Origin of the sequence: Streptomyces sp. NBC_01224 (genome assembly GCF_036002945.1) — a bacterium.
GTDB lineage: Bacteria > Actinomycetota > Actinomycetes > Streptomycetales > Streptomycetaceae > Streptomyces.
In genome coordinates this window covers 5,884,857-5,906,039 of sequence record NZ_CP108529.1, presented here as the reverse complement: position 1 = coordinate 5,906,039, position 21,183 = coordinate 5,884,857, and the positions used below count along the sequence as shown (strand labels likewise).

Annotated in this window: 16 protein-coding genes; 8 read left to right on the top strand and 8 right to left on the bottom strand. The window is 70.5% G+C overall.

Annotated features, from left to right (window positions below):
- Positions 1-51: 51 nt before the first annotated feature.
- The 3 genes from OG609_RS26560 to OG609_RS26550 all read right to left on the bottom strand — a co-directional run bounded on the left by OG609_RS26560 (position 52) and on the right by OG609_RS26550 (position 4,287).
- Positions 52-1,737, bottom strand: a complete 1,686-nt coding sequence (locus tag OG609_RS26560; RefSeq protein WP_327275121.1) for a thiamine pyrophosphate-binding protein — start codon at positions 1,735-1,737, stop codon at positions 52-54.
- A complete protein-coding gene (speB, locus tag OG609_RS26555) occupies positions 1,734-2,702 on the bottom strand; it encodes an agmatinase (protein ID WP_327275120.1) in 969 nt (322 codons plus the stop codon). Before speB ends, OG609_RS26560 begins: the two co-directional genes overlap by 4 nt.
- Positions 2,703-2,820: 118 nt before the next feature.
- Positions 2,821-4,287: a sodium:solute symporter gene (locus OG609_RS26550; RefSeq protein ID WP_327275119.1), complete on the bottom strand. Its 1,467-nt coding sequence runs from the start codon at positions 4,285-4,287 to the stop codon at positions 2,821-2,823.
- A 106-nt stretch (positions 4,288-4,393) separates the two neighbouring features.
- Here OG609_RS26550 and OG609_RS26545 point away from each other — a divergent pair, with 106 nt between their 5' ends.
- The 5 genes from OG609_RS26545 (at position 4,394) to OG609_RS26525 (ending at position 10,006) form a co-directional block, all read left to right on the top strand.
- Positions 4,394-5,893 (top strand): PucR family transcriptional regulator, encoded by a 1,500-nt coding sequence (locus OG609_RS26545; protein WP_442818004.1) that lies wholly within the window; start codon positions 4,394-4,396, stop codon positions 5,891-5,893.
- Positions 5,894-6,315: 422 nt separating this feature from the next.
- Positions 6,316-6,732 (top strand): peptidase inhibitor family I36 protein, encoded by a 417-nt coding sequence (locus OG609_RS26540; protein ID WP_327275117.1) that lies wholly within the window; start codon positions 6,316-6,318, stop codon positions 6,730-6,732.
- Positions 6,733-6,943: 211 nt separating this feature from the next.
- Positions 6,944-8,101, top strand: coding sequence for an acyl-CoA dehydrogenase family protein (locus OG609_RS26535; protein WP_327275116.1), 1,158 nt, complete (start codon positions 6,944-6,946; stop codon positions 8,099-8,101).
- Between the two features lie 19 nt (positions 8,102-8,120).
- The gene (tesB, locus tag OG609_RS26530; protein WP_327275115.1) at positions 8,121-8,996 is read left to right on the top strand and encodes an acyl-CoA thioesterase II; all 876 of its coding nucleotides are present in this window, start codon (positions 8,121-8,123) and stop codon (positions 8,994-8,996) included.
- Positions 8,997-9,034: 38 nt separating this feature from the next.
- On the top strand, positions 9,035-10,006 hold the full coding sequence (locus OG609_RS26525; RefSeq protein WP_327275114.1) for a cation diffusion facilitator family transporter: 972 nt from the start codon (positions 9,035-9,037) through the stop codon (positions 10,004-10,006).
- Between the two features lie 40 nt (positions 10,007-10,046).
- Here OG609_RS26525 and OG609_RS26520 read toward each other — a convergent pair whose 3' ends face one another.
- From OG609_RS26520 to OG609_RS26500, 5 genes are all read right to left on the bottom strand, one after another.
- Positions 10,047-10,826, bottom strand: a complete 780-nt coding sequence (locus OG609_RS26520) for a phosphatase (RefSeq protein ID WP_327275113.1) — start codon at positions 10,824-10,826, stop codon at positions 10,047-10,049.
- Positions 10,827-10,892: 66 nt separating this feature from the next.
- Positions 10,893-12,407, bottom strand: coding sequence for a DUF6056 family protein (locus OG609_RS26515; RefSeq protein WP_327275112.1), 1,515 nt, complete (start codon positions 12,405-12,407; stop codon positions 10,893-10,895).
- Between the two features lie 64 nt (positions 12,408-12,471).
- Positions 12,472-13,947 carry a glycosyltransferase gene (locus tag OG609_RS26510; protein ID WP_327275111.1) on the bottom strand — a complete coding sequence of 492 codons (1,476 nt, stop codon included), beginning with the start codon at positions 13,945-13,947 and terminating at the stop codon, positions 12,472-12,474.
- 216 nt (positions 13,948-14,163) lie between these two features.
- Entirely contained in the window at positions 14,164-14,769 is a 606-nt protein-coding gene (locus OG609_RS26505) for an SACE_7040 family transcriptional regulator (protein WP_327275110.1), read from the bottom strand.
- Between the two features lie 176 nt (positions 14,770-14,945).
- Positions 14,946-16,190, bottom strand: coding sequence for a DUF418 domain-containing protein (locus OG609_RS26500; RefSeq protein ID WP_327275109.1), 1,245 nt, complete (start codon positions 16,188-16,190; stop codon positions 14,946-14,948).
- Positions 16,191-16,514: 324 nt separating this feature from the next.
- Between OG609_RS26500 and OG609_RS26495 the strand changes: the two genes are divergently transcribed.
- The 3 genes from OG609_RS26495 to OG609_RS26485 are packed head-to-tail and all read left to right on the top strand — an operon-like array spanning position 16,515 to position 21,179.
- Positions 16,515-18,122, top strand: a complete 1,608-nt coding sequence (locus OG609_RS26495) for a carboxyl transferase domain-containing protein (RefSeq protein WP_189274183.1) — start codon at positions 16,515-16,517, stop codon at positions 18,120-18,122.
- Positions 18,123-18,135: 13 nt separating this feature from the next.
- Positions 18,136-20,223: an acetyl-CoA carboxylase biotin carboxylase subunit gene (locus tag OG609_RS26490; RefSeq protein ID WP_327278194.1), complete on the top strand. Its 2,088-nt coding sequence runs from the start codon at positions 18,136-18,138 to the stop codon at positions 20,221-20,223.
- Positions 20,220-21,179 carry a hydroxymethylglutaryl-CoA lyase gene (locus OG609_RS26485; RefSeq protein ID WP_327275108.1) on the top strand — a complete coding sequence of 320 codons (960 nt, stop codon included), beginning with the start codon at positions 20,220-20,222 and terminating at the stop codon, positions 21,177-21,179. The genes OG609_RS26490 and OG609_RS26485 overlap by 4 nt, the downstream gene beginning before the upstream one ends.
- Positions 21,180-21,183 lie beyond the last annotated feature (4 nt).

Genomic DNA, 21,183 nt, shown 5'->3' with positions numbered 1-21,183 from the left:
CGGGGCGACCGGGCACACGGGTGGGCAGTGGGCTGGCGCCCTGCAGATGCGTCACAGATGCGTCGGCTCGAACATCCTCAGCAGGGCCGGGAGCACGACCACCGAAGGGCCCGGCTCCGCGAAGGACTTCGCCAGGTCGTCGGCGAGCGCCTCGGGGGTCGTACGGACCGCCGGGACGCCGAAGGACTCGGCGAGGGCGACGAAGTCGGGGCGGGAGAGTTCCGTTGCCGTGGCCTCGCCGAAGGCGCCCGTCATGTATTCGCGCAGGATGCCGTAGCCGCCGTCGTCGACGATCAGCCAGGTGACCGGGAGGTCGTACTGGCGGGCCGTGGCCAGTTCCGCGATCGAGTACATCGCACCGCCGTCGCCGGAGACAGCCAGGACCGGCTTCGTACGGTCGGCCGCCGCCGCGCCGAGCGCGGCCGGGAAGCCGTAGCCCAGACCGCCCGCGCCCTGGGCCGAGTGCATCGTGTTCGGGTGGCGGGCGTCGAAGGCGGACCACGCCCAGTAGGCGAGGATCGTCATGTCCCAGAAGCTCGGGGACGTGTCGGGCAGCGCCTGGCGGACCGAGGCGATGAGCTGCTGCTCCAGGGTGAGTTCCTGGCCGGCGATCCTGTCCCGTACCGCTTCGAGCACCGTACGGACGCGGTCCGCGGCCGACGGGTCCTCGCGGCGGTCGACCGCTTCGAGGAGGTCGGCCAGGGCCTCGCGGGCGTCGGCGTGGATGCCGAGTGCGGGATGGTTGGACTCCAGCTTGCCGGCGTCGGCCTCGATCTGGATGACGCGACCGCGCGGGGCGAACGTGTGGTAGTTCGAGGAGAGTTCACCGAGTCCGGAGCCGATGACCAGCAGCACGTCGGCGGACTCCAGGAAGTCCGTCGTGTGGCGGTCCTCCAGCCAGGACTGGAGCGAGAGCGGGTGCTCCCACGGGAAGGCGCCCTTGCCGCCGAAGGTGGTGACGACCGGGGCGTCGAGCTTCTCCGCGAGCGCGAGCAGCTTGCCGGACGCGTCGGACCGTACGACTCCGCCGCCCGCGATGATCGCCGGGCGCTCGGCCTTCGACAGCAGGTCGGCTGCCACGGCGGTCAGTTCGGGACGGGCGTGCAGTTCGCGCGGGGTGGCGTCCATCGCCGTGACGACGGGCAGGGTGGTCTCGGCGAGGAGTACGTCCTGCGGGATCTCGATCCAGACCGGGCCGTGCGGGACGGTCAGCGCGGACTCCCAGGCGGCGGCGATCGCCGACGGGATCTGGGAGGCCGTGCGGACGGTGTGGACCGACTTCACGATGTCGCGGAACGACGCCTTCTGGTCCCTCAGTTCGTGCAGGTAGCCATGGCGTCCGCCACCCAGACCCGCGGTCGGGATCTGGCTGGAGATGGCCAGCACCGGAGCGGAGGCCGCCGCCGCCTCCTGGAGCGCGGCGAGGGAGGTGAGGGCACCCGGCCCGGTGGAGAGCAGTAGAGGCGCCACTTCCCCGGTGATCCGGCCGTACGCGTCGGCGGCGAAGCCCGCGTTGTTCTCGACGCGCAGGCCGATGTACGTCAGGGCCGAGCGGCGCAGCGCGTCGAACATGCCCAGCGCGTGCTGGCCGGGCAGGCCGAAGACGGTGGTCGCGCCGAGGCCCTGGAGGGTCTCGACGACGAGGTCGCCGCCGTTGCGTCCGGCAGGGGGGTTCAGGGCGGCCGCGATCTGCTCGGGGGTGAGCTGCGGGCGCTCGTCGTGGTGGTCGTGGCTCACTTCGTACGGGCCTCTGCGATCTGGCGGGCCATGATCGTCGTCAGTTCGTACGCCGTGTGGGAGGCGGCGACGGAGGTGATCTCGGCGTGGTCGTACGCGGGAGCGACCTCGACCAGGTCGGCGGAGACCAGGTTGCAGGAGGACAGCCCGCGGACGATCTCCAGGAGCTCGCGGGAGGTCAGACCGCCGGCCTCGGGGGTGCCGGTGCCGGGGGCGTGGGCCGGGTCCAGGACGTCGATGTCGATGGAGATGTAGAGCGGCCGGTCGCCGATGCGCTGGCGCAGCTGGTCGGCGACTTCGTCGACACCGCGGCGCATGACGTCGGCGGAGGTGACGATGCCGAAGCCCATCTTCGCGTCGTCGTCCAGGTCCTGCTTGCCGTAGAGCGGGCCGCGGGTGCCGACGTGGGAGAGGGCGGAGGTGTCGAGGATGCCCTCCTCGACGGCCCGGCGGAACGGGGTTCCGTGGGTGTACTCGGCGCCGAAGTAGGTGTCCCAGGTGTCGAGGTGTGCGTCGAAGTGCAGCAGGGCGACCGGGCCGTGCTTCTTCGCGACGGAACGCAGCAGCGGCAGCGCGATGGTGTGGTCGCCGCCGAGCGTCATCAGGCGGGCGCCGGTGGAGAGGAGGTCGTCGGCGGCGACCTCGATCGTCTCGACGGCCTCGTTGATGTTGAACGGGTTCGCGGCGATGTCACCGGCGTCGGCGACCTGTGCGAGGGCGAACGGCGAGGCGTCCTGCGCCGGGTTGTACGGGCGCAGCAGGCGCGAGGCCTCACGGATCGCGTTGCCGCCGAAGCGGGCACCGGGGCGGTAGGAGACCCCCGTGTCGAAGGGCACGCCGACGACGGCGACATCTGCGGCGGGGACCTCGTCGAGGCGGGGCAGCCGGGCGAACGTCGCGGGTCCGGCGTACCGCGGGACGCGGGAGGAGTCGATCGGACCGCGCGGCGATTCGTTGCTGCTCATGGGGGTGCCTTTCTTGTTGCGATGCGTGGTGACGCGGGATGACGCGGGGTGCTGCATGCTTTGTGGGCGTTCGTACGATATTCGAAATCAAGCCCGTCCGGCGCGTGCGGACAAAGCCTTACGTGGTGACCGGCTCCGGGGCGGTCTCCGTGTTCTCAGCACCCCGCCCCGCCAGCCGGTGGCGCCAGGCGGCCAGCACAGCCGCGTCGGTCGGCTTCGTGGCCAGCGAGACGATCACGTACACCACGAGCGAGGACAGCAGGCCGTAGTAGACCGGTTCGTTGGCGAGGATTCCGTACGACGCCATCAGGCCGATCACCGCGAGGCCGCCGACGGCCACCGAGGCCAGCGCACCGGCCGCCGTGCCCCTGCGCCAGAGCAGACCGCCCAGGATCGGGACGAGAAGCCCGCCGACGAGCAGGTTGTACGCGACGGTCAGGGCCTCGACCACGTTGTTGAGCGCGATGGCGATGGCGATGACGGCGACACCCATGATGAGGATGAAGACCCGGTTGCCCTTCACCTCGTCGTGCTCCTCGCCGCCTCCCCGCGACACCACGCCCCGCAGCCGGGACCAGATGTCGTTGTTGGCGACGGTGGCGCAGGCGATCAGCGCGCCGGAGGACGTGGACATCACCGCGGCCAGTGCGGCGGCCAGGACCAGCCCTCGTACACCGACGGGCAGTTCGTCCTTGACGATGGTGGCGAACGCGGCGTCCGCGCTGGGCAGATTCGGGTACATGACCTTGGCGGCGGTGCCGATGACGGCGCCGGCGATCGCGTACACCAGACAGTACGTACCGGCGACCGTGCCGCCCCAGCGCGCCGTCCGGTCGCTCTTCGCGGTGAACACCCGCTGCCAGATGTCCTGGCCGATCAGCATGCCGAAGGTGTAGATCAGCACGTACGTGAAGATCGTCTCGCCGCCGATGCCCAGCGGGTCGAAGTACTCGGTGGGCAGCTTGGCCTTCATCTCGCTGAAGCCACCCGCCTTGATCACCGCGATGGGGAGCAGGAGCAGCAGCACACCGATGGTCTTGACGACGAACTGCACCATGTCGGTGAGCGTGATCGACCACATGCCGCCGAGCGTCGAGTACGCGACGACGATGGCGCCGCCGAGGATGATCGCGACGGTCCGGTTCATGTCGAACAGGACGTCGAAGATGGTGGCGTAGGCGATGGTCGAGGTGACCGCGAGCATCAGCGTGTACGCCCACATGACGACACCGGAGATGAGCCCGGCGCGGCCGCCGTAGCGCAGGTCGAGCATCTCGGAGACGGTGTAGACCTTCAGCCGGGCGATGCGCGCCGAGAAGAAGACGGACAGGGCGAGCAGTCCGAGGCCGATGGTGAAGACCATCCAGGCGCCGGAGAGTCCGTACTGGTAGCCGAGGCCGACGCCACCGATGGTGGAGGCGCCGCCGAGGACGATGGCGGCCATCGTGCCGGAGTACATCCAGGGGCCGAGGCGGCGACCCGCCACCAGGAATTCGCTCTTGGACTTGGCGCGGCGCATGCCCCACCAGCCCATGGCGAGCATGCCGGCCAGATAGACGATGATCACCGCGTAGTCGACAGCCATGGGCTTCCTCCGTTTCAGTCATGTGCGCACGTCGTATGTGGTGAAGACGGTAGGTGGCCCACAAGCAACGCTGAAGTGTACGTTTCATCCATAATTGAAGTCACTGATGGATGGACCGTCCATGCCTGAAGCCCTGGCCGGGCTCACCCCGCCCGCTCCCCCCTCTCCTTCCGCTCCTCCCACTCCCCCGATCCCTCTCACCGAGCTGCTCGCCCGTGAGGAGCTGGGGCTGCACCGGATCGCGGGTCCGGCCGAGGCGGACCTGCTGTGGGTGCACACCTCGGAGATGGCCGACCCGTACCCGTATCTGCTCGGCGGTGAGCTGCTGCTGAGCGCCGGGGTGCTGCTCAAGGACCCGGACGCCTATGTGGCCCGGCTGGTGGAGGCGGGGGCGGCGGCGCTCGGTTTCGGGGTGACGCCGGTGTTCGACACGGTGCCGCAGGCACTGATCGAGGCGTGCGACCGGCATGGCCTGCCGCTGGTGGAGGTGCCGCCCGAGACCCCGTTCACGGCGATCGCCCGGGCGGTGTGGCGGCTGATGGCCGAGGCCCGGCACCGCGAGCTGCGCCGGGTGACCCGCGCCCAGCAGGCCCTGGCCACGGCGGCGGCCCGGCCCGACCCGATCCCCGCGGTGCTGCACCAGCTGGCGTCCCAGCTGGAGGGCCGGGCGGTGCTGCTCTCCGCGGACGGCGAGGAGCTGCACGCGGCGGGCCGCCGCCCGGCCCCCGACATCGGGGCGGCTCTGGCCCGGCTCATCCGGGTGGTCTCCGCCGTGACGCGCCCCGCCCCGTCGTCCGCCACCGACACGTTGCGGGAAGCGCACCTGTCCGCGTACGCACTGGGCGGCGGCCAGGGCCTCGTCCTGGCGCTGGCGACGGAGCGGCGCGAGGCGGGCGACCACACGATCGCCGGGGTAGCGGTCGTCCTGCTCTCCCTGCTGGCCGCCCCGCACCAGGGCGCCGACGCGGCGGGCCGGTCGGCCGCGCTCGTACGGATGCTGCTGGGTACGGACCCGCAGGATGTCGCCCCACTGCTCGGTGGCGCCGAGCAGTGGACGGTGGTGCACGCGCGCCGCAGCGGCGACGGCCCGGTCGACCCGCTGACCGCCGGCGCACTGGGCGCCGCTCTGGGCTCGGCCCTGGTCGACGCGGGCCGGGGCGGCGACGCCGTCAGGGTGCTGATCCCCGGCGGCGACCGGATCACCCCGCAGCCCGGGTGGACGCTCGGCGCCTCCTCCCCCGCGCCCATCACGGCCCTCGACCTCGCCGACGGCCAGGCATCCCGCGCCCTGGGCCGAGCCGTGGCCACCCGTACCCCGCTGGCCCACCACGACACCGGCGCCGGAGGCGGCCTGGCCGCCCTGATCCCTCCCGACCAGGCCGAGGCCCATGCCCGCGCCCTCCTGGCCCCGCTCACCGAGCCCCTGACCGAGACCCTGCGCTGCTGGCTGAGCCTCCACGGCAGCTGGGACCGCACGGCGACGGCCCTCCAGGTCCACCGCAACACGGTCCGCCAACGCATCGCCCGCTGCGCGACGCTGCTGGACGCGAACCTGGACGACATGGACGTACGGACGGAACTGTGGTTCGCGCTGCGGCAGCGGTGAGCCGTCGGCACTGCCGATGCCGAGTCCGGTGGAGAACCCGAGCCCGCCGGCTCAGGTCTCCGTCGCGACGCCCCCGCAGGCGGCACAGGGATCCTGGCCCCTCGGCTCTCCGCGATCCGGTGGACATCGCGCAACGCTTCCGGGTCATGTCCCCCTACCTGCCGCCCCGTCTCCTTCAAGCGGCCGAACCTCTGTAGGTCCTGCCGTCAAAGGATCTACGACGGCAGATCGTGGTGGGGTGACACGGCACGGCCGATCGTCCATCACACGGTTTCGCGCCGGTGCACGGAGAAGCACCGCGGTCCCCGATGCGGGCTTCGAGCGCCCCGCATCCGCGCCTGTCTGCGCAGGTCACAGCCATGCCAGGCTGCCGGTGATCAGGGGCAGAGCCTTGATCACCGTCAGGAGAAGAGGTTTCCGCCATGAACCGCATCACCGCGCTCGCCGTCACCTCGATCGCCATGGCCCTGGGGCTCGGCGCCGGGCCGGCCGCCGCCGGGGCCGCCGAGAACACCGCCGCGAAGAGCACCAGCGCGAACGCCGCCGTCGAGAGCGCCAGGGCTTCCTACAACTGCAGTCCCGGCTACTTCTGTATCTACAGCGACTGGAACGGAGGTGGCACCCGCTGTCAGTGGTCGGACAAGAAGCGGGCGAATACCGCCGACGACTGCTCCTTCATCCAGCGGGGCCAGAACGTGCGCTCCGTGTGGAACGCGACCGGGCACCGCGTTCAGTACTACACGCAGACCAACTACAACGCCCGGGTCGGATCCACCCCTGCCGGAAGCGGCGGCAACCTCCAGGGGAGCTACCAGATCCGCTCCTTCAAGCCCCAGTAGGGAACGGAGACAGCGCAGGAGCCCTTCCCGGCCGGTGGTCGGGAAGGGCTCCTGCGCGTCCACTGCCGGCCGCTCCGCGCGGGCGTGCTGAGCATCACCCTGGACAGTTTCGGTGACCGCCGGGTAACTTTTGACCAGAACTGAGCAAGCGCTTAGCCAGCCTGGCCGAAGCTCACCCGAACCCGCCCGAAGCTGACCAAGGAGGCACCCCGTGCGCCGTACGGTATTCAACGAGGACCACGAGGCGTTCCGGGAGACCATCCGCGCCTTCATCGAGGCCGAGGTCGCCCCCGTCTACGACGAGTGGTTCGCGGCCGGCCAGGTGCCCCGCGACTTCTACTACAAGCTCGCCGAGCTGGGCATATTCGGCATCGAGGTGCCGGAGGAGTTCGGCGGCGCCGGGGTCGAGTCCTTCAAGTTCGAGGCGATCATCTCCGAGGAGTGCGCCCGCGCGGCCGTCAACTTCGGTGGCTCCGGTGTGCACGTCCTGCTCTGCCTGCCGTACATCAAGGCGTACGCCACCGAGGAGCAGAAGAAGCGCTGGCTGCCGGACTTCGTCACCGGCAAGGCGATGTACGCCATCGCCATGACCGAGCCGGGCACCGGTTCCGACCTGGCCGGTATGAAGACCACGGCCAAGCTCTCCGAGGACGGCACGCACTACATCCTCAACGGCGCCAAGACGTTCATCACCGGTGGCGTCCACGCCGACCGGGTCATCGTCTGCGCCCGTACCGCCGCCCCGAAGGAGGACGACCGCCGCTTCGGCATCTCCCTCCTCGTCGTCGACACCAAGGCCGAGGGCTACTCGGTCGGCCGCAAGCTCGACAAGCTGGGCCTGCGCACCTCCGACACCGCCGAGCTGGCGTTCGTCGACGTCAAGGTGCCGGTCGAGGACCTCCTCGGCGAGGAGAACAAGGGCTTCTCCTACCTCGGTCAGAACCTGCCGCAGGAGCGCCTCGGCATCGCCGTCGGCGCGTACGCCCAGGCCAAGGCCGCCGTCCGGTTCGCCCAGCAGTACGTGTCGGACCGCACCGTCTTCGGCAAGACCGTCGCGTCGTTCCAGAACACCAAGTTCGAGCTGGCCGCCTGCCAGGCCGAGGTGGACGCCGCCGAGGCCGTCTGTGACCGCGCCATCGAGGCCCACGACGCCGGTGAGCTGACCGCCGCCGAGGCCGCCTCCGCGAAGCTCTTCTGCACCGAGGTCGCGCACCGCGTCATCGACCGCTGCCTCCAGCTGCACGGCGGCTACGGCTACATGAACGAGTACCCGATCGCCCGCCTGTACGCGGACAACCGGGTCAACCGCATCTACGGCGGCACCAGCGAGGTCATGAAGTCGATCATCGCCAAGTCCATGGGCCTGTAAGAGCGGTTACGTTCTCTCCATGAGCTCAGCACTTGACTCCCTGCTCGATCTGCTCGACCTGGAGCAGATCGAGCGGGACATCTTCCGGGGCAGGAGCCGTTCGGCGGTCGTGCCCCGCGTCTTCGGCGGCCAGGTCGCGGCCCAGGCCCTGGTCGCCGCAGGCCGCACCGTCCCCGCCGACCGGACCGCCCACTCCCTGCACTCGTACTTCCTGCGGATGGGCGACCCGGGCGCGCCGATCGTCTACAGCGTCGACCGCATCCGTGACGGCCGTTCCTTCACCACCCGTCGGGTCGTCGCCGTCCAGCACGGCCAGCCGATCTTCCATCTCTCGGCGTCCTTCCAGACGTACGAGGAGGGCCTTGAGCACCAGGCGGACATGCCGTCGGCCCCGGACCCGGAGACGCTGCCCACGGCTGCGCAGATGCTGCCCCGGTACGCGGACCGCTTCAGCGATCCGGGTGTCGTGGACCGGCTGATCGAGGCGCGGGCCGCCGTCGACCTGCGCTACGTGGACGCGCCGCCCTTCGGCACGGTCGGCGAGCCGCGCGAGCCCCGCTCCCAGGTGTGGTTCCGCACCAACGGCAAGCTCGCGGACGACCCGCTGCTGCATGTCTGCATGGCGACGTACGTCTCCGACATGACGTTGCTCGACTCGGTGCTCCTCGCCCATGGGCGCGGCGGCTGGGCGGTCGGCGACGTGGTCGGCGCGAGCCTGGACCACGCGATGTGGTTCCACCGTCCCTTCCGGGCCGACGAATGGCTGCTGTACGACCAGGAGTCGCCGTCCGCGTCCGGTGGGCGCGGGCTCGGTCAGGCCCGTATCTACACGCAGGACGGCCGGCTGGCGATCACCGTCATCCAGGAGGGCGTGGTCCGCGTCCCCCGGGACTGAACAGGCCACGCTCTGCCAATTCGGACATACTCCCCACCATGAGCGACGAGAAAGCTGGTGCTGGGGAGTCCATGTTCACGGTCGTCGTCGCGGCGGCCGCAAATCTCGGCATCGCCGTGGCGAAGGCCGTCGCCGGAGTGATCAGCGGATCGAGCGCGATGCTCTCCGAGGCGGCGCACTCGGTCGCCGACACAGTCACCGAGCTGATGCTGCTCACCGCCCTGAAGCGCAGTGGGAAGCCCGCCGACGACGAACACCCGCTGGGCTACGGCCCCGAGCGCTACATCTGGGCGATGCTCGCCTCCGTCGCCACATTCGTCGGTGGTGCGGTCTTCTCCGTCTACGACGGCATCCACACCCTCGCGACGGGCGAGGAGCTCGGCGATCCGCTCGTCTCGTACATCGTGCTCGGCGTGGCCTTCCTGCTGGAGGGCTACTCGTTGCGTACCGGGCTCCGGCAGGTCCGCGGCGAGGCCGCGCGGCTGGGGGCGCCCACCGCCCACTATTTGCGCCTCACCCCCGACACCGCGGTGAAGGCCGTGGTGATGGAGGACTCGGCGGCGCTGGCGGGTCTGCTGCTCGCCGCGGGCGGGCTGCTCGGCGGCCAGCTGACCGGTTCAGGGGTCTGGGACGGCATCGCGTCGATCCTGATCGGTGTGCTGCTGGTGTACGTCGCCTGGGTGCTGGGCCGGTCCAACGCCCAGCTGCTGATCGGCCGGCCGGTGCCGGAAGCGATGCGTGCCGGCATCCGCGACGAACTGCTCTCCGTCCCGCACATCATCGACGTACTGGAACTCACCACGCTGATCCAGGGCCCGACCGAGATCCTGATCGCAGCGAAGATCGACTTCCGGGACGTGTCGAGCGCGGAGCAGATCGAGTGGGCCTGCGAGGAGGCCGAGGAGCAGTTGCGGGAGCGCTATCCGTCGATCCGCCGGGTCTATCTGGATCCGACGCCCGGGCTGGGCGAGCAGCGTCGGGCAGCCGGTTCGTGCCCGCCCGGCGGATGAGCATCGGGCGCCGGATCAATCGGCGTCGGACGAGTCGGCCTCAGATCAGCCCCGCCGCGTCCAGCAGATAGTCCGTCAGCGGGTCGTAGAAACGCGGGTCCAGCACATGGTCGTCCAGCGGTACGGCCACCTGGAGCGTCCCCTCCGCCTCGCCGAGGAACAGCGCCGGGTCGTTGCAGTCCGCGTACCCCACCGCGTCAAGACCGCGCTGCGCCGCGCACCCCGCCCACCCGTGGTCGGCGACCACCAGGTCCGGCAACGGCCGGCCCTCCCGCTCCAGACCGTCCAGGATCGCGGCCATCGGGGCGGGCGAGTGCGTGTGCCAGAGCGTCGCGCCGCGCTCCTGCACCGCGACGTCCGCGAACTGGAACACCATGCCCTCGTCGGCCACCAGCCCCGAGGGAATCCGCACGATCTCGCATCCGGCCGCCCGCAGCGCCTGAGCGGTCTGCCGGTGCACATCCAGGAGCCCGCCCGGATGCCCGGTCGCGAACAGCACCCGCTCCGCCCCCGCCGCCGCCTTCCGCAGTCGTGCCGCCATCCGCTCCAGGGCGTCGACCGTCAGCTCCGGGTCGATGGTGTCCTGCCCGAACCGGTGCTCCGGGTCGTCGCTGACCCCGCAGCGCTCGGCCATCACGGCCAGCACGTCCTGCTCGTCGCGCCACCGGTCCCCGAGCTCCAGGCCCAGCCAGTAGTGGCGGTCGCCGTTGGCGAGCTTGCGGTAGTGAGAGAGGTTGTTGTCGCGGGGTGTGGCGACGTCTCCGGCGATGCGCGTACGGACGAGGTGTTCGACGAGGGCGGCACGGCTGGGTATCGGCATGAACCCATTGTGCCGTCAGGTGTGCACAGTGTGCCGGGTGTCTTGTACGACGGGCGGACCGGCCGCTCAGGGAAGCCGGGTCGAGTACGTGATCTTCTTGAGGTGGTAGTACTGGGCGACGCACTGCCCCGGCCACAGCTTCTTGCCGTGGTCGCCGAACGGCTCCCCCATTCCGCTGACCGATACCGGCGTGTACGGGAGCACTTGGGCACCGCGCGCCGCCTGGGTCCTCAGTGAGCGGTCCTGGCGGTCCCAGCGCTGGGCGCGCACGTCCATCTGCTGCCCCAACTGGAGCAGCGGGACGGCGAGGCCGACACAGGCCAGCGCGCATACGACACCGGCGGCCGCCGCCGTCGCCGCACGGATCCCCCACCTGCGGGCGCGCAACGCCCGTCCCAGCAGGGCGCCGACACTGACCAGGAGCATCACGAACAGCAGGAGGAAGTCGCCCCAGATGCGCGGCGCGTACATCACGCTCACCCCGAAGGCGGGGTAGGCGATGACGGTGCAGAGGTATCCGGAGACCAGGAAGGCGAGAAATCCGACGAGGACCGCGCGGAGGGGCCTGCGCCGCAGGGATCCGTCCGGCCCGCCCGTTCCCTGCTCGCCACCACGTACCAGCAGGCCCAGCAGTACGCCGACGGCGACCGCTCCCAGGTACTGCCAGGTCGTGAAGATCACCCCCAGGATGTGCTCGAACGCCCGCAGTGCCGTGGTCAGTGCCTCCGGGCCGAACGTGGAGGCGCTGTCGGCGCCGAACCGTTCACGCCGGGAGCGTGCGCCGGGCGACATGTACAGGATGGCCGATCCCACCGCGACCCCGGCGAAGGCGAACGCGCACCAGATGCGCGCATGGGTCCGGCCGGCCCCGGGAAGGGCCCAGCAGCTGATCAGCAGCGCGGCGGCGAGCACGACGAACGCGACGACCGCCGTCTCCTCCGACAGCGTGCCGATGAAGGCTCCGGCCACGAATGCGATGCCCACCGCGAAGTCGCGTCCCCGGCGGGTCCGTGCGCGCAGCAGGGGAATCACGGCGGCGCAGGCCAGTACCGGTGCGACTGTGTGCGACACGGAGGAGGCGGGCCAGTAGAACGTCTTGTACGTGTTGGACGTCGCGAGAAAGAAGACCGCCGCCATCATCGCCGCCACCAGCAGCGCGAGCCCGCGCGGCCCGGTCAGTCCGGCCCTCTTGAGCGCCGAGGCAGTCAGCAGCCAGAGGATGCCCAGCATGACCACCCCGCTGACGAGGGCGAACCACCGCTGGCCCGCGACGCCGAAGGACGCATACGCGACGACCAGCAGCGCGTTGGCCACGCGTCCGTTGTCGTGGAAGAAGAACTTCGCGATCATTCCGGAGGCGCCCTCGTCGCGTACGACCGGGAGGAAGCACCAGTCGTCCCCTCCCGGGCGGACCAGGCGGCCGATCCAGAAGGCCGCGCCGAGCAGGGCGAGCGGCAGCAGAGTGAGGGCCGCCGTGCAGATCGCCGCCCACCGCCGTGCGGGGCCCGGGCGGGCCTCCGGCTGGGGGGACTCCTCGCTCTCCGACTGTGTGCCGGCGGTTTTCGACGTGTCCGCGGTCATGTGCACTGGTGCCCTTCGTACGTTGCTCGCGTCTTGCGCGCCGAGTGGTTCAGGCGGTGTGGGGTCAAGGTGTGGTGTGTCCTGCACTGCTCTCGGCCAGGCCGGCGCGTTGCCGGGCCAGCGCGGCGCCTGAGTCGATGGCCCAGCGGGCGAGCAGGAACGAGAAGGGGGTGGCGAGGATTCCTGCGGCCACGGCGGCGATGTTCTTTTCCATGCCCAGCCTGCTCACGCCGAGGTAGAGCAGAACACCGGTGAGCACGAGATTGACGACACTCGACAGCGGATACCGGACGAAGGCGCGCCAGGTCGGCTTCGTACGGCAGGTGATGTACGAGTTGAGCAGGAACGATCCCACGATGCTGACCGCATATCCGAGGACATGCGCGGCCAGATAGGGAATCCAGGTGTTCAGCGAGGCGTACACCGACAGATACACCGCCGTATTGACGATTCCGAGCATCGCGAAAATGACGAACTGGCGTACGGTGCGTGACCTGGCGGCGCCGAGCGCGGTCGCCCCGGCGTGCCCCGCCATCGGTGTCTCGACCACGGGCGAAGCGGTATGGACCTCGTCCGGCTCATCGGCTGGAATGTCGACCGGGGGAACGTTCGGGGATTCATTCGTTTCGCGCACCACGTAGTGTGGACGGCGTTTCGACTCGCTGTAGATGCGTCCCACGTATTCACCGATGATGCCGAGCGTGGCGAGCTGGATGCCGCCGAGCGCCACGACGGCGGTCAGCAGTGTGGTGTAGCCGGGTACGGCGACACCGTGCAGAACAACGTCGGTGATGATCCACAGGGCGTATCCCAGCGCCGCCAGCGCGAGGGCGAGGCCGGCGTGGATCGCCAGGCGCAGTGGACGGCTGTTGAAGGAGATCAGTCCGTCGATCCCGTAGTTGAGCAGATGCCTGCTGCCCCACTTCGAACTCCCGGCCGCACGCTGGATGTTCCGGTAGGTGAAGCTGACGGTGTCGAAGCCGACCCAGGAGAAGATCCCCTTGGAGAACCGGTTGGTCTCGGGCAGCGCGAGTACGGCGTCCACGGCGGTGCGCGACAGCAGCCTGAAGTCGCCCTCGCCGTCGACGACCTCGACGTCCATGCACCGGCCCATGGCCCGGTAGTAGACGGCGCTGAGAAAGGTACGCAGGGCACCTTCACCCGCCCGGTCCCGCCTCGCGACGACCTGGTCGTACCCGCGCTGCCGCAACGCCAGCATGCGGGGGAGGAGTTCGGGCGGATGCTGGAGGTCGGCATCCATGAGCACGACGGCTTCACCGCGGGACATGCGCAGCCCCGCGAGCATGGCGGCCTCCTTGCCGAAATTGCGGCTGAAGGAGGTGTAACGGACCCGTCGGTCCGCAGCGGCGAGCGAGCCGATCCGGGCCCTGGTCCGGTCGCTGCTGCCGTCGTCGACATAACAGATCTCGAAGGTCCGCCGAGTCGGTTCGAGGGCTGAGATCAACGCACGGTGAAATGCCTCGATCACCTCGTCCTCATTGAAGCAGGAGACAACGATCGAGACCTGACATGTTTTCATTTAATTTCCCCATCAGGCGTGGGCGAGACAGCTCAAACCATATGCCTGTGGGTCACCGCGACACTCCGACCGATGGAGCTCGCCGAGGAAAAGGAAGGGAAATTGAGCGACCGCCCCTTCCCTCTCGCATCAATTCATATATTCAAAGGCCGGACAGGGATCACGAGGGCCGGACAGGAACCACGCCGCGCCCACCGACGGGCCCATGGCCAGGCCCTACGCGCGGGCCGCCGCCTCGAACGCCCCGCGCGCCAGCCGGTGCAGCAGAGCCGCCGTGTCCGCGCGGTCCGGCCGCGCGTCGGGGCGGCCCAGGTGCGGGGTCGAGTTCAGGAGGCCGAAGACGGCATGGACAGCGGCGCGGGCCTCGTGCTCGGGCAGGTCCGGATACAGCTCGCGGACCACCTCCACCCACACCTCGACGTACTGCCGCTGGAGCTGTCGCACCCGCTTGCGGTCGGCGTCCCGGAGGCGGTCCAGCTCGCGATCGTGGAGGGTGATCAGGGGGCGGTCGTCGAGTGCGAAGTCGATATGACCCTCGATGAGCGCGTCGAGCAGGGCGTGCGGGGAGCCGTCCTCGCAGGCCGCGTCCTCCGATACGCGCAGCTGCCCGCCCGCCAGCAGGCGCTCACTGATACCGACCAGCAGCTCGGCGAGCATCGCGTCCTTGCCGGGGAAGTGCCGGTAGAGACCGGGGCCACTGATACCGACGGCAGCACCTATCTCGTCGACGCCGACACCGTGGAAGCCGCGCTCAGCAAAGAGGCGGGCAGCCTCCTTGAGGATCTGCTCGCGGCGGGTGGGGGCGTCCGTCCTGGTGGTCATGGATTCGATTCTAGACAGTCGGGTTAGCGAACGTTAACCGGATTGCAATGTGTCAACACTCATCGACCTGGTCGAGTCGAGGGGCGACCGCACTTCTCGGCGAACGCGACGCCGCGCGAGCCGGCACGACTGCGACCCACGTCCGTCGCCTCGCCTGTGTCACCCTGACGTTCCGACTACGAAACCTTCCTGGCCGTCGCCTTCCCGGGCCGCGCCCACAGCGTCACCACGCGCAGCAGCCACTCCACGGGCCCGAGTCGGTGGCGCCGCATCAGCCACCCGCTGAGCGCGAGCTGGCAGGCGTAGAGCACGAGCGCCCCGCCGACCGCCGCCGCCGCGCCCGTGCGGCCGTACAGCCCCAGGCCGTACCCGGAGAAGACGAGGGCCATGACGAGGGACTGGGTCAGGTAGTTGGTCAGCGCCATCCGCCCGGCGGGCGCGAAGACCCGGGCCGTCGCGGCGCCGCTCGGCGTGGCGAACCACAGCAGCAGCCCCGTGGCGTACGCGGCCGAGAGCGCCGGCGCCGCGGCCAGACCGACTGCCAGGCCGAACAGTTCCCAGCGCGCCGGCAGCGGCCCCGCCATCCCGGCCGCGGAGAAGACCGCCCCGGGGACTCCGATGGCGAGACCTGTCAGAAAGATGCGGCGCAGCCGCGTCCGGTCGGCGAGCGCGGCCGCACCGAGCCACTGCCGCCGGCCGGCCACGAACCCCACGAGGAAGGCGGCGACGACATAACCGCCCATCAGCGGAAGGGCTGCCACGATGTCGGGCAGTGCCCTGATGTTGGCGCCGACGACCTCGGTGAAGCCGCCCCGGTAGGCGGCGGTCAGCTCGGCCTTCACCGCGGCGGATTCGCCCAGGTCGCCGGGATCGAACAGCGCGGCGCCCAGACCGACGAGCAGCAGGAACCCGCCGGCGACGCCGTACACCCACAGCGCCGCCCGCCAGGCCCTCGCGGGCCCGGCGTTCCGGGCGGCCAGCAGGACCAGTCCGCACAGGGCGTACATCATGAGGATGTCGCCGGTGTAGAGCAGCACCGCGTGCGCGAGCCCGAGCACGGACAGTCCGGCCAGCCGCCGTGACATCCGGGGTACGAAGCGTGCTCCGGCGCGGGCGGCCGAGTCCATCTGAAGGGTGAAGCTGTAGCCGAAGAGGAAGGAGAAGAGCAGGTAGAACTTCGACTGCGCGAGGAGAACGACCAGCCATTCCACGGCCCCGTCCGCCGCGTGCACATGCGCGAGCCCACCCCTGACGCCCGGAGGCCCGGCCGTCGTCAGGACGTTCACGACCAGGATCCCGGCGAGCGCGAACCCGCGCAGGGCGTCCACTTCGAGGATGCGCGGCCTCTCCGTCACTCCCCTGGCCGTTCCCGCACCCACCCCTCGCACCGACTCCGACTGCGACTGCGACTGCTGCGTCATCTGCTGGTTTCCCCCACCCGATCGGCCGTCGGCCGTTGCACGCCCCCGGCCATGACGACCGGGCCCCCGCACAAGCCAGGCAACTCGCCCGGTCACGGCCCTCGTCGGACCGCGACCGGTGCCGCTCCGGGTCGGGGAGCGGCACCGGTCATTATTCCGGGCCCACCGCGCGTCCTGCCCGCTGCGGGACGTACGTACCGATACCTGCCGGAACCACTGCGGGCACGGCCGAGCGGCCTGGACAAGGCTGTTAGCGGTCGTTAACCTGGAGTCGGACGTTAACGCTCATTAACCACTGCGGTACGGGCAAGGGGGCTCGACACGATGCAGCAGGCACCGGTGCTGGCGAGCGCGGCCGATCCCGCCTCCGAGGCCTGGCAGGCCAACGAGGCGGCGCATCACGCGCTCGCCGACGAGCTGCGTAAGCGGCTCGCCACGGCCAGGCTCGGCGGGGGTGAGAAGGCCCGCGCCCGGCATGTGGCGCGCGGCAAACTGCTGCCCCGGGATCGGGTGGACACATTGCTGGACCCCGGGTCGCCCTTCCTGGAGCTGGCGCCGCTGGCGGCCGAGGGGCTGTACGGGGGTGCCGCCCCGGCGGCCGGGGTGATCGCCGGGATCGGCCGGGTCAGCGGCCGGGAGTGCGTGATCGTCGCCAATGACGCGACCGTCAAGGGCGGCACGTACTACCCGATGACCGTGAAGAAGCACCTTCGCGCCCAGGAGGTGGCGCTGGAGAACCGGCTCCCCTGCCTGTATCTCGTCGACTCGGGCGGGGCGTTCCTGCCGATGCAGGACGAGGTCTTCCCGGACCGGGAGCACTTCGGGCGGATCTTCTTCAACCAGGCCCGGATGTCGGGGGCCGGGATTCCGCAGATCGCGGCGGTGCTGGGCTCGTGCACGGCGGGCGGGGCGTACGTCCCCGCGATGAGCGACGAGGCCGTGATCGTCCGCAATCAGGGCACGATCTTCCTGGGCGGTCCGCCGCTGGTGAAGGCCGCCACCGGCGAAGTCGTGACGGCCGAGGAGCTGGGCGGCGGCGAGGTGCACTCCCGTACGTCGGGGGTGACCGACCATCTCGCCGAGGACGACGCCCACGCGCTGCGGATCGTGCGGAACATCGTCGCCACGCTGCCGGAGCGCGGCGCGCTTCCGTGGTCGGTGCAGCCGGTCGAGGAGCCGAAGGTCGATCCCGCCGGGCTGTACGGGGCCGTCCCGGTCGATTCCCGGACGCCGTACGACGTACGGGAGGTGATCGCCCGGGTGGTGGACGCCTCCCGGTTCGCCGAGTTCAAGGCGGAGTACGGGACGACGCTGATCACCGGATTCGCCCGTATCCACGGCCACCCGGTCGGGATCGTCGCCAACAACGGCATCCTGTTCTCCGAGTCCGCCCAGAAGGGCGCCCACTTCATCGAGCTGTGCGACCAGCGCGGTATCCCGCTGGTCTTCCTGCAGAACATCTCGGGCTTCATGGTGGGGCGGGACTACGAGGCCGGCGGCATCGCCAAGCACGGCGCGAAGATGGTCACGGCCGTCGCCTGCACCCGTGTGCCGAAGCTGACCGTCGTGGTCGGCGGGTCGTACGGGGCGGGCAACTACTCGATGTGCGGGCGGGCCTACTCACCGCGCTTCCTGTGGATGTGGCCCAACGCGAAGATCTCCGTCATGGGCGGCGAGCAGGCCGCGTCCGTCCTCGCGACGGTCAAGCGCGATCAGCTGGGCGACGACTGGAGCGCGGCGGACGAGGAGGCCTTCAAGGCCCCGATCCGCGAGCAGTACGAGACCCAGGGCAATGCGTACTACGCCACGGCCCGGCTGTGGGACGACGGCGTGATCGACCCGATGGAGACCCGGCAGGTACTGGGGCTCGCTCTGACCGCGTGTGCCAACGCCCCGCTGGGTGAGCCCGGCTTCGGCGTCTTCCGGATGTGAGGAACAGATGACGATGTTCGACACCGTTCTTGTCGCCAACCGCGGCGAGATCGCGGTCCGGGTCATCCGGACCCTGCGCGAACTGGGTGTGCGGTCCGTCGCCGTCTTCAGCGACGCGGACGCGGAGGCCCGGCATGTACGGGAGGCCGACACCGCGGTACGGATCGGGCCCGCGCCCGCCTCGATGAGCTATCTGAGCGTGCCCGCGCTGCTGGACGCGGCCCGCCGCACCGGCGCGCAGGCCGTCCACCCCGGGTACGGATTCCTCGCCGAGAACGCGGGCTTCGCGCGGGCGTGCGCGGAGGCGGGACTGGCCTTCATCGGTCCGCCCGCCCAGGCCATCTCGCTGATGGGCGACAAGATCCGGGCCAAGGAGACGGTCGCGGCGGCCGGGGTCCCGGTGGTGCCGGGCTCGTCCGGGAGCGGGCTCACCGATGCCCAGCTGGACACCGCGGCCCGTGAGATCGGTACGCCCGTACTGCTGAAGCCCTCGGCGGGCGGCGGCGGCAAGGGCATGCGGCTGGTACGCGACGAGGCGCTGCTCGCGGACGAGATCGCGGCCGCCCGGCGCGAGGCACGGGCCTCGTTCGGCGACGACACGCTGCTCGTGGAGCGGTGGATCGACCGGCCCCGGCACATCGAGATCCAGGTGCTGGCGGACGCCCACGGCAATGTGGTCCACCTCGGTGAGCGCGAATGCTCGCTCCAGCGCCGCCACCAGAAGATCATCGAGGAGGCGCCGTCCGTCCTGCTCGACGAGGAGACCCGGGCGGCGATGGGCGAGGCGGCCGTCCAGGCGGCCCGCAGTTGCGGATATGTGGGCGCGGGCACGGTGGAGTTCATCGTCCCGGGCAACGACCCCGCCTCGTACTACTTCATGGAGATGAACACCCGCCTCCAGGTCGAACACCCCGTCACCGAGCTGATCACCGGCCTGGACCTGGTGGAGTGGCAGCTGAGGGTCGCGGCGGGCGAGCAACTCCCTTACGAACAGCAGGACATAAAGCTCACCGGCCATGCCGTCGAGGCCCGGATCTGCGCGGAGGACCCGTTCCGCGGCTTCCTGCCGTCCGGTGGCACGGTGCTCGCGCTGCACGAGCCGCAGGGCAACGGCGTACGGACGGACTCCGGGCTCGGCACGGGTGGCGAGGTCGGCAGCCTGTACGACCCGATGCTGTCGAAGGTCATCGCGTACGGCCCCGACCGCGCCGCCGCCCTGCGCCGGCTGCGTGCGGCGCTCGCGGACACGGTGATCCTCGGCGTCCCGACGAACGCCGGCTTCCTGCGCCGGCTGCTTGCCCACCCGGCGGTGGTGGCGGGCGATCTGGACACCGGTCTGGTGGAGCGCGAGGTGGCCGGGCTGGTGCCGGAGGGGGTGCCGGAGGAGGTGTACGCGGCGGCGGCGCTGCTGCGGCAGCCCTCCCCGGTGAGCACCTCCCCCGTGGACGGCTCCGGCTGGGTGGACCCGTTCTCCGTGGCGAGCGGCTGGCGGCTGGGCGGCACCCCGGCCCGGACGGTGCGCCACTTCCGGCTGCCGGGCCACGACCCGGTGCAGGTGTCACTGCGCTCCTGCCCGGCGGGCACCGAGCTGACGTTCGGCCATGTCGGGGAGGGCGCACAGCCGCCGGAGCCCGCGACGGGCGCCTGCGGCCCGCTGGCCCCGATGCCCGGCGGCAAGGAGACGGCCAGGCTGATCGAGCTGTCCCCGCATCACCTCACGCTCGAACTCGCCGGTGTCACCCACACGTTCACCCATGCCGCGTCCCCCGAGGGGACCTGGCTGGGCCGCGACGGCGACACCTGGCACGTACAGGATCACGATCCCGTTCAGGCGTCGCTGGCCGGCGCCGCCCGCACCGGGGCGGACACGCTCGCCGCGCCCATGCCCGGGACCGTCACCGTTGTGAAGGTGGAGGTCGGGGACGAGGTCGTGGCCGGTCAGAGCCTGCTCGTCGTCGAGGCGATGAAGATGGAACACGTCATCTCCGCCCCGCACGCCGGGATCGTGACCGAGCTGGATGTCACCGCCGGCGCCACGGTCGCCATGGACCAGATCCTGGCCGTGGTGACCCCCGCCGAAGCTCCCGGGGAGGACGCATGACACCCCGCACCCTGCCCATGACCGTGCCCGCCCAGGATCTGCCCCCGCGGGTACGCATCCACGAGGTCGGCGCCCGCGACGGGCTGCAGAACGAGAAGGCCGTCGTACCGACCGAGGTGAAGGCGGAATTCATCCACCGTCTGGCCGCGTCGGGCCTGACCAGCATCGAGGCGACCAGCTTCGTGCACCCGAAGTGGGTGCCCCAACTGGCCGACGCACAGGACCTGTTCCCCCGCCTCGACGACATCGAGGGCGTCGCCCTGCCGGTACTCGTACCGAACGAACGCGGCCTGGACCGGGCCCTGGCGCTCGGCGCCCGCCGCATCGCCGTGTTCGGCTCGGCGACCGAGACGTTCGCCGCCCGCAATCTCAACCGCACCGTCGACGAGTCGCTCGCCATGTTCGAGCCGGTCGTCGCCCGGGCCAAGGCCGACAAGGTGCATGTCCGTGGCTATCTGTCGATGTGCTTCGGCGACCCGTGGGAGGGGCCCGTCCCCGTCCACCAGGTCGTCCGCGTGGCCAAGGCACTGATGGACCTCGGCTGCGACGAACTCTCCCTCGGCGACACCATCGGCGTCGCCACGCCCGGCCATGTGCAGGACCTGCTCTCCGAGCTGAACGAGGAGGGAGTGCACACCGACACCATCGGCGTGCACTTCCACGACACGTACGGCCAGGCCCTCTCCAACACCCTCGCCGCGCTCCAGCACGGTGTCACCACCGTGGACGCCTCCGCGGGCGGCCTCGGCGGCTGCCCGTACGCGAAGAGCGCGACCGGGAATCTCGCCACCGAAGACCTCGTGTGGATGCTCGACGGCCTCGGCATCGAAACCGGGGTCGACCTCGACGCGCTCACCGCCACCAGCGTGTGGCTCGCCGAACAACTGGGCCGACCCAGCCCGTCCCGTACCGTCCGCGCGCTCTCGGTGCGATCAACACAGTCCCACAAGGAGTGACACC

Excerpts from the sequence above, each read along its gene's own strand:
- OG609_RS26510 (WP_327275111.1), bottom strand. The coding sequence starts at position 13,947 with ATGAAAACATGTCAGGTCTCGATCGTTGTCTCCTGCTTCAATGAGGAC.
- OG609_RS26520 (WP_327275113.1), bottom strand. The coding sequence starts at position 10,826 with ATGCCGATACCCAGCCGTGCCGCCCTCGTCGAACACCTCGTCCGTACG.
- OG609_RS26550 (WP_327275119.1), bottom strand. The coding sequence starts at position 4,287 with ATGGCTGTCGACTACGCGGTGATCATCGTCTATCTGGCCGGCATGCTC.
- OG609_RS26495 (WP_189274183.1), top strand. The coding sequence starts at position 16,515 with ATGCAGCAGGCACCGGTGCTGGCGAGCGCGGCCGATCCCGCCTCCGAG.
- OG609_RS26540 (WP_327275117.1), top strand. The coding sequence starts at position 6,316 with ATGAACCGCATCACCGCGCTCGCCGTCACCTCGATCGCCATGGCCCTG.
- OG609_RS26505 (WP_327275110.1), bottom strand. The coding sequence starts at position 14,769 with ATGACCACCAGGACGGACGCCCCCACCCGCCGCGAGCAGATCCTCAAG.
- speB (WP_327275120.1), bottom strand. The coding sequence starts at position 2,702 with ATGAGCAGCAACGAATCGCCGCGCGGTCCGATCGACTCCTCCCGCGTC.
- tesB (WP_327275115.1), top strand. The coding sequence starts at position 8,121 with ATGAGCTCAGCACTTGACTCCCTGCTCGATCTGCTCGACCTGGAGCAG.
- OG609_RS26490 (WP_327278194.1), top strand. The coding sequence starts at position 18,136 with ATGTTCGACACCGTTCTTGTCGCCAACCGCGGCGAGATCGCGGTCCGG.
- OG609_RS26515 (WP_327275112.1), bottom strand. The coding sequence starts at position 12,407 with ATGACCGCGGACACGTCGAAAACCGCCGGCACACAGTCGGAGAGCGAG.
- OG609_RS26500 (WP_327275109.1), bottom strand. The coding sequence starts at position 16,190 with ATGACGCAGCAGTCGCAGTCGCAGTCGGAGTCGGTGCGAGGGGTGGGT.
- OG609_RS26485 (WP_327275108.1), top strand. The coding sequence starts at position 20,220 with ATGACACCCCGCACCCTGCCCATGACCGTGCCCGCCCAGGATCTGCCC.
- OG609_RS26525 (WP_327275114.1), top strand. The coding sequence starts at position 9,035 with ATGAGCGACGAGAAAGCTGGTGCTGGGGAGTCCATGTTCACGGTCGTC.
- OG609_RS26545 (WP_442818004.1), top strand. The coding sequence starts at position 4,394 with ATGGATGGACCGTCCATGCCTGAAGCCCTGGCCGGGCTCACCCCGCCC.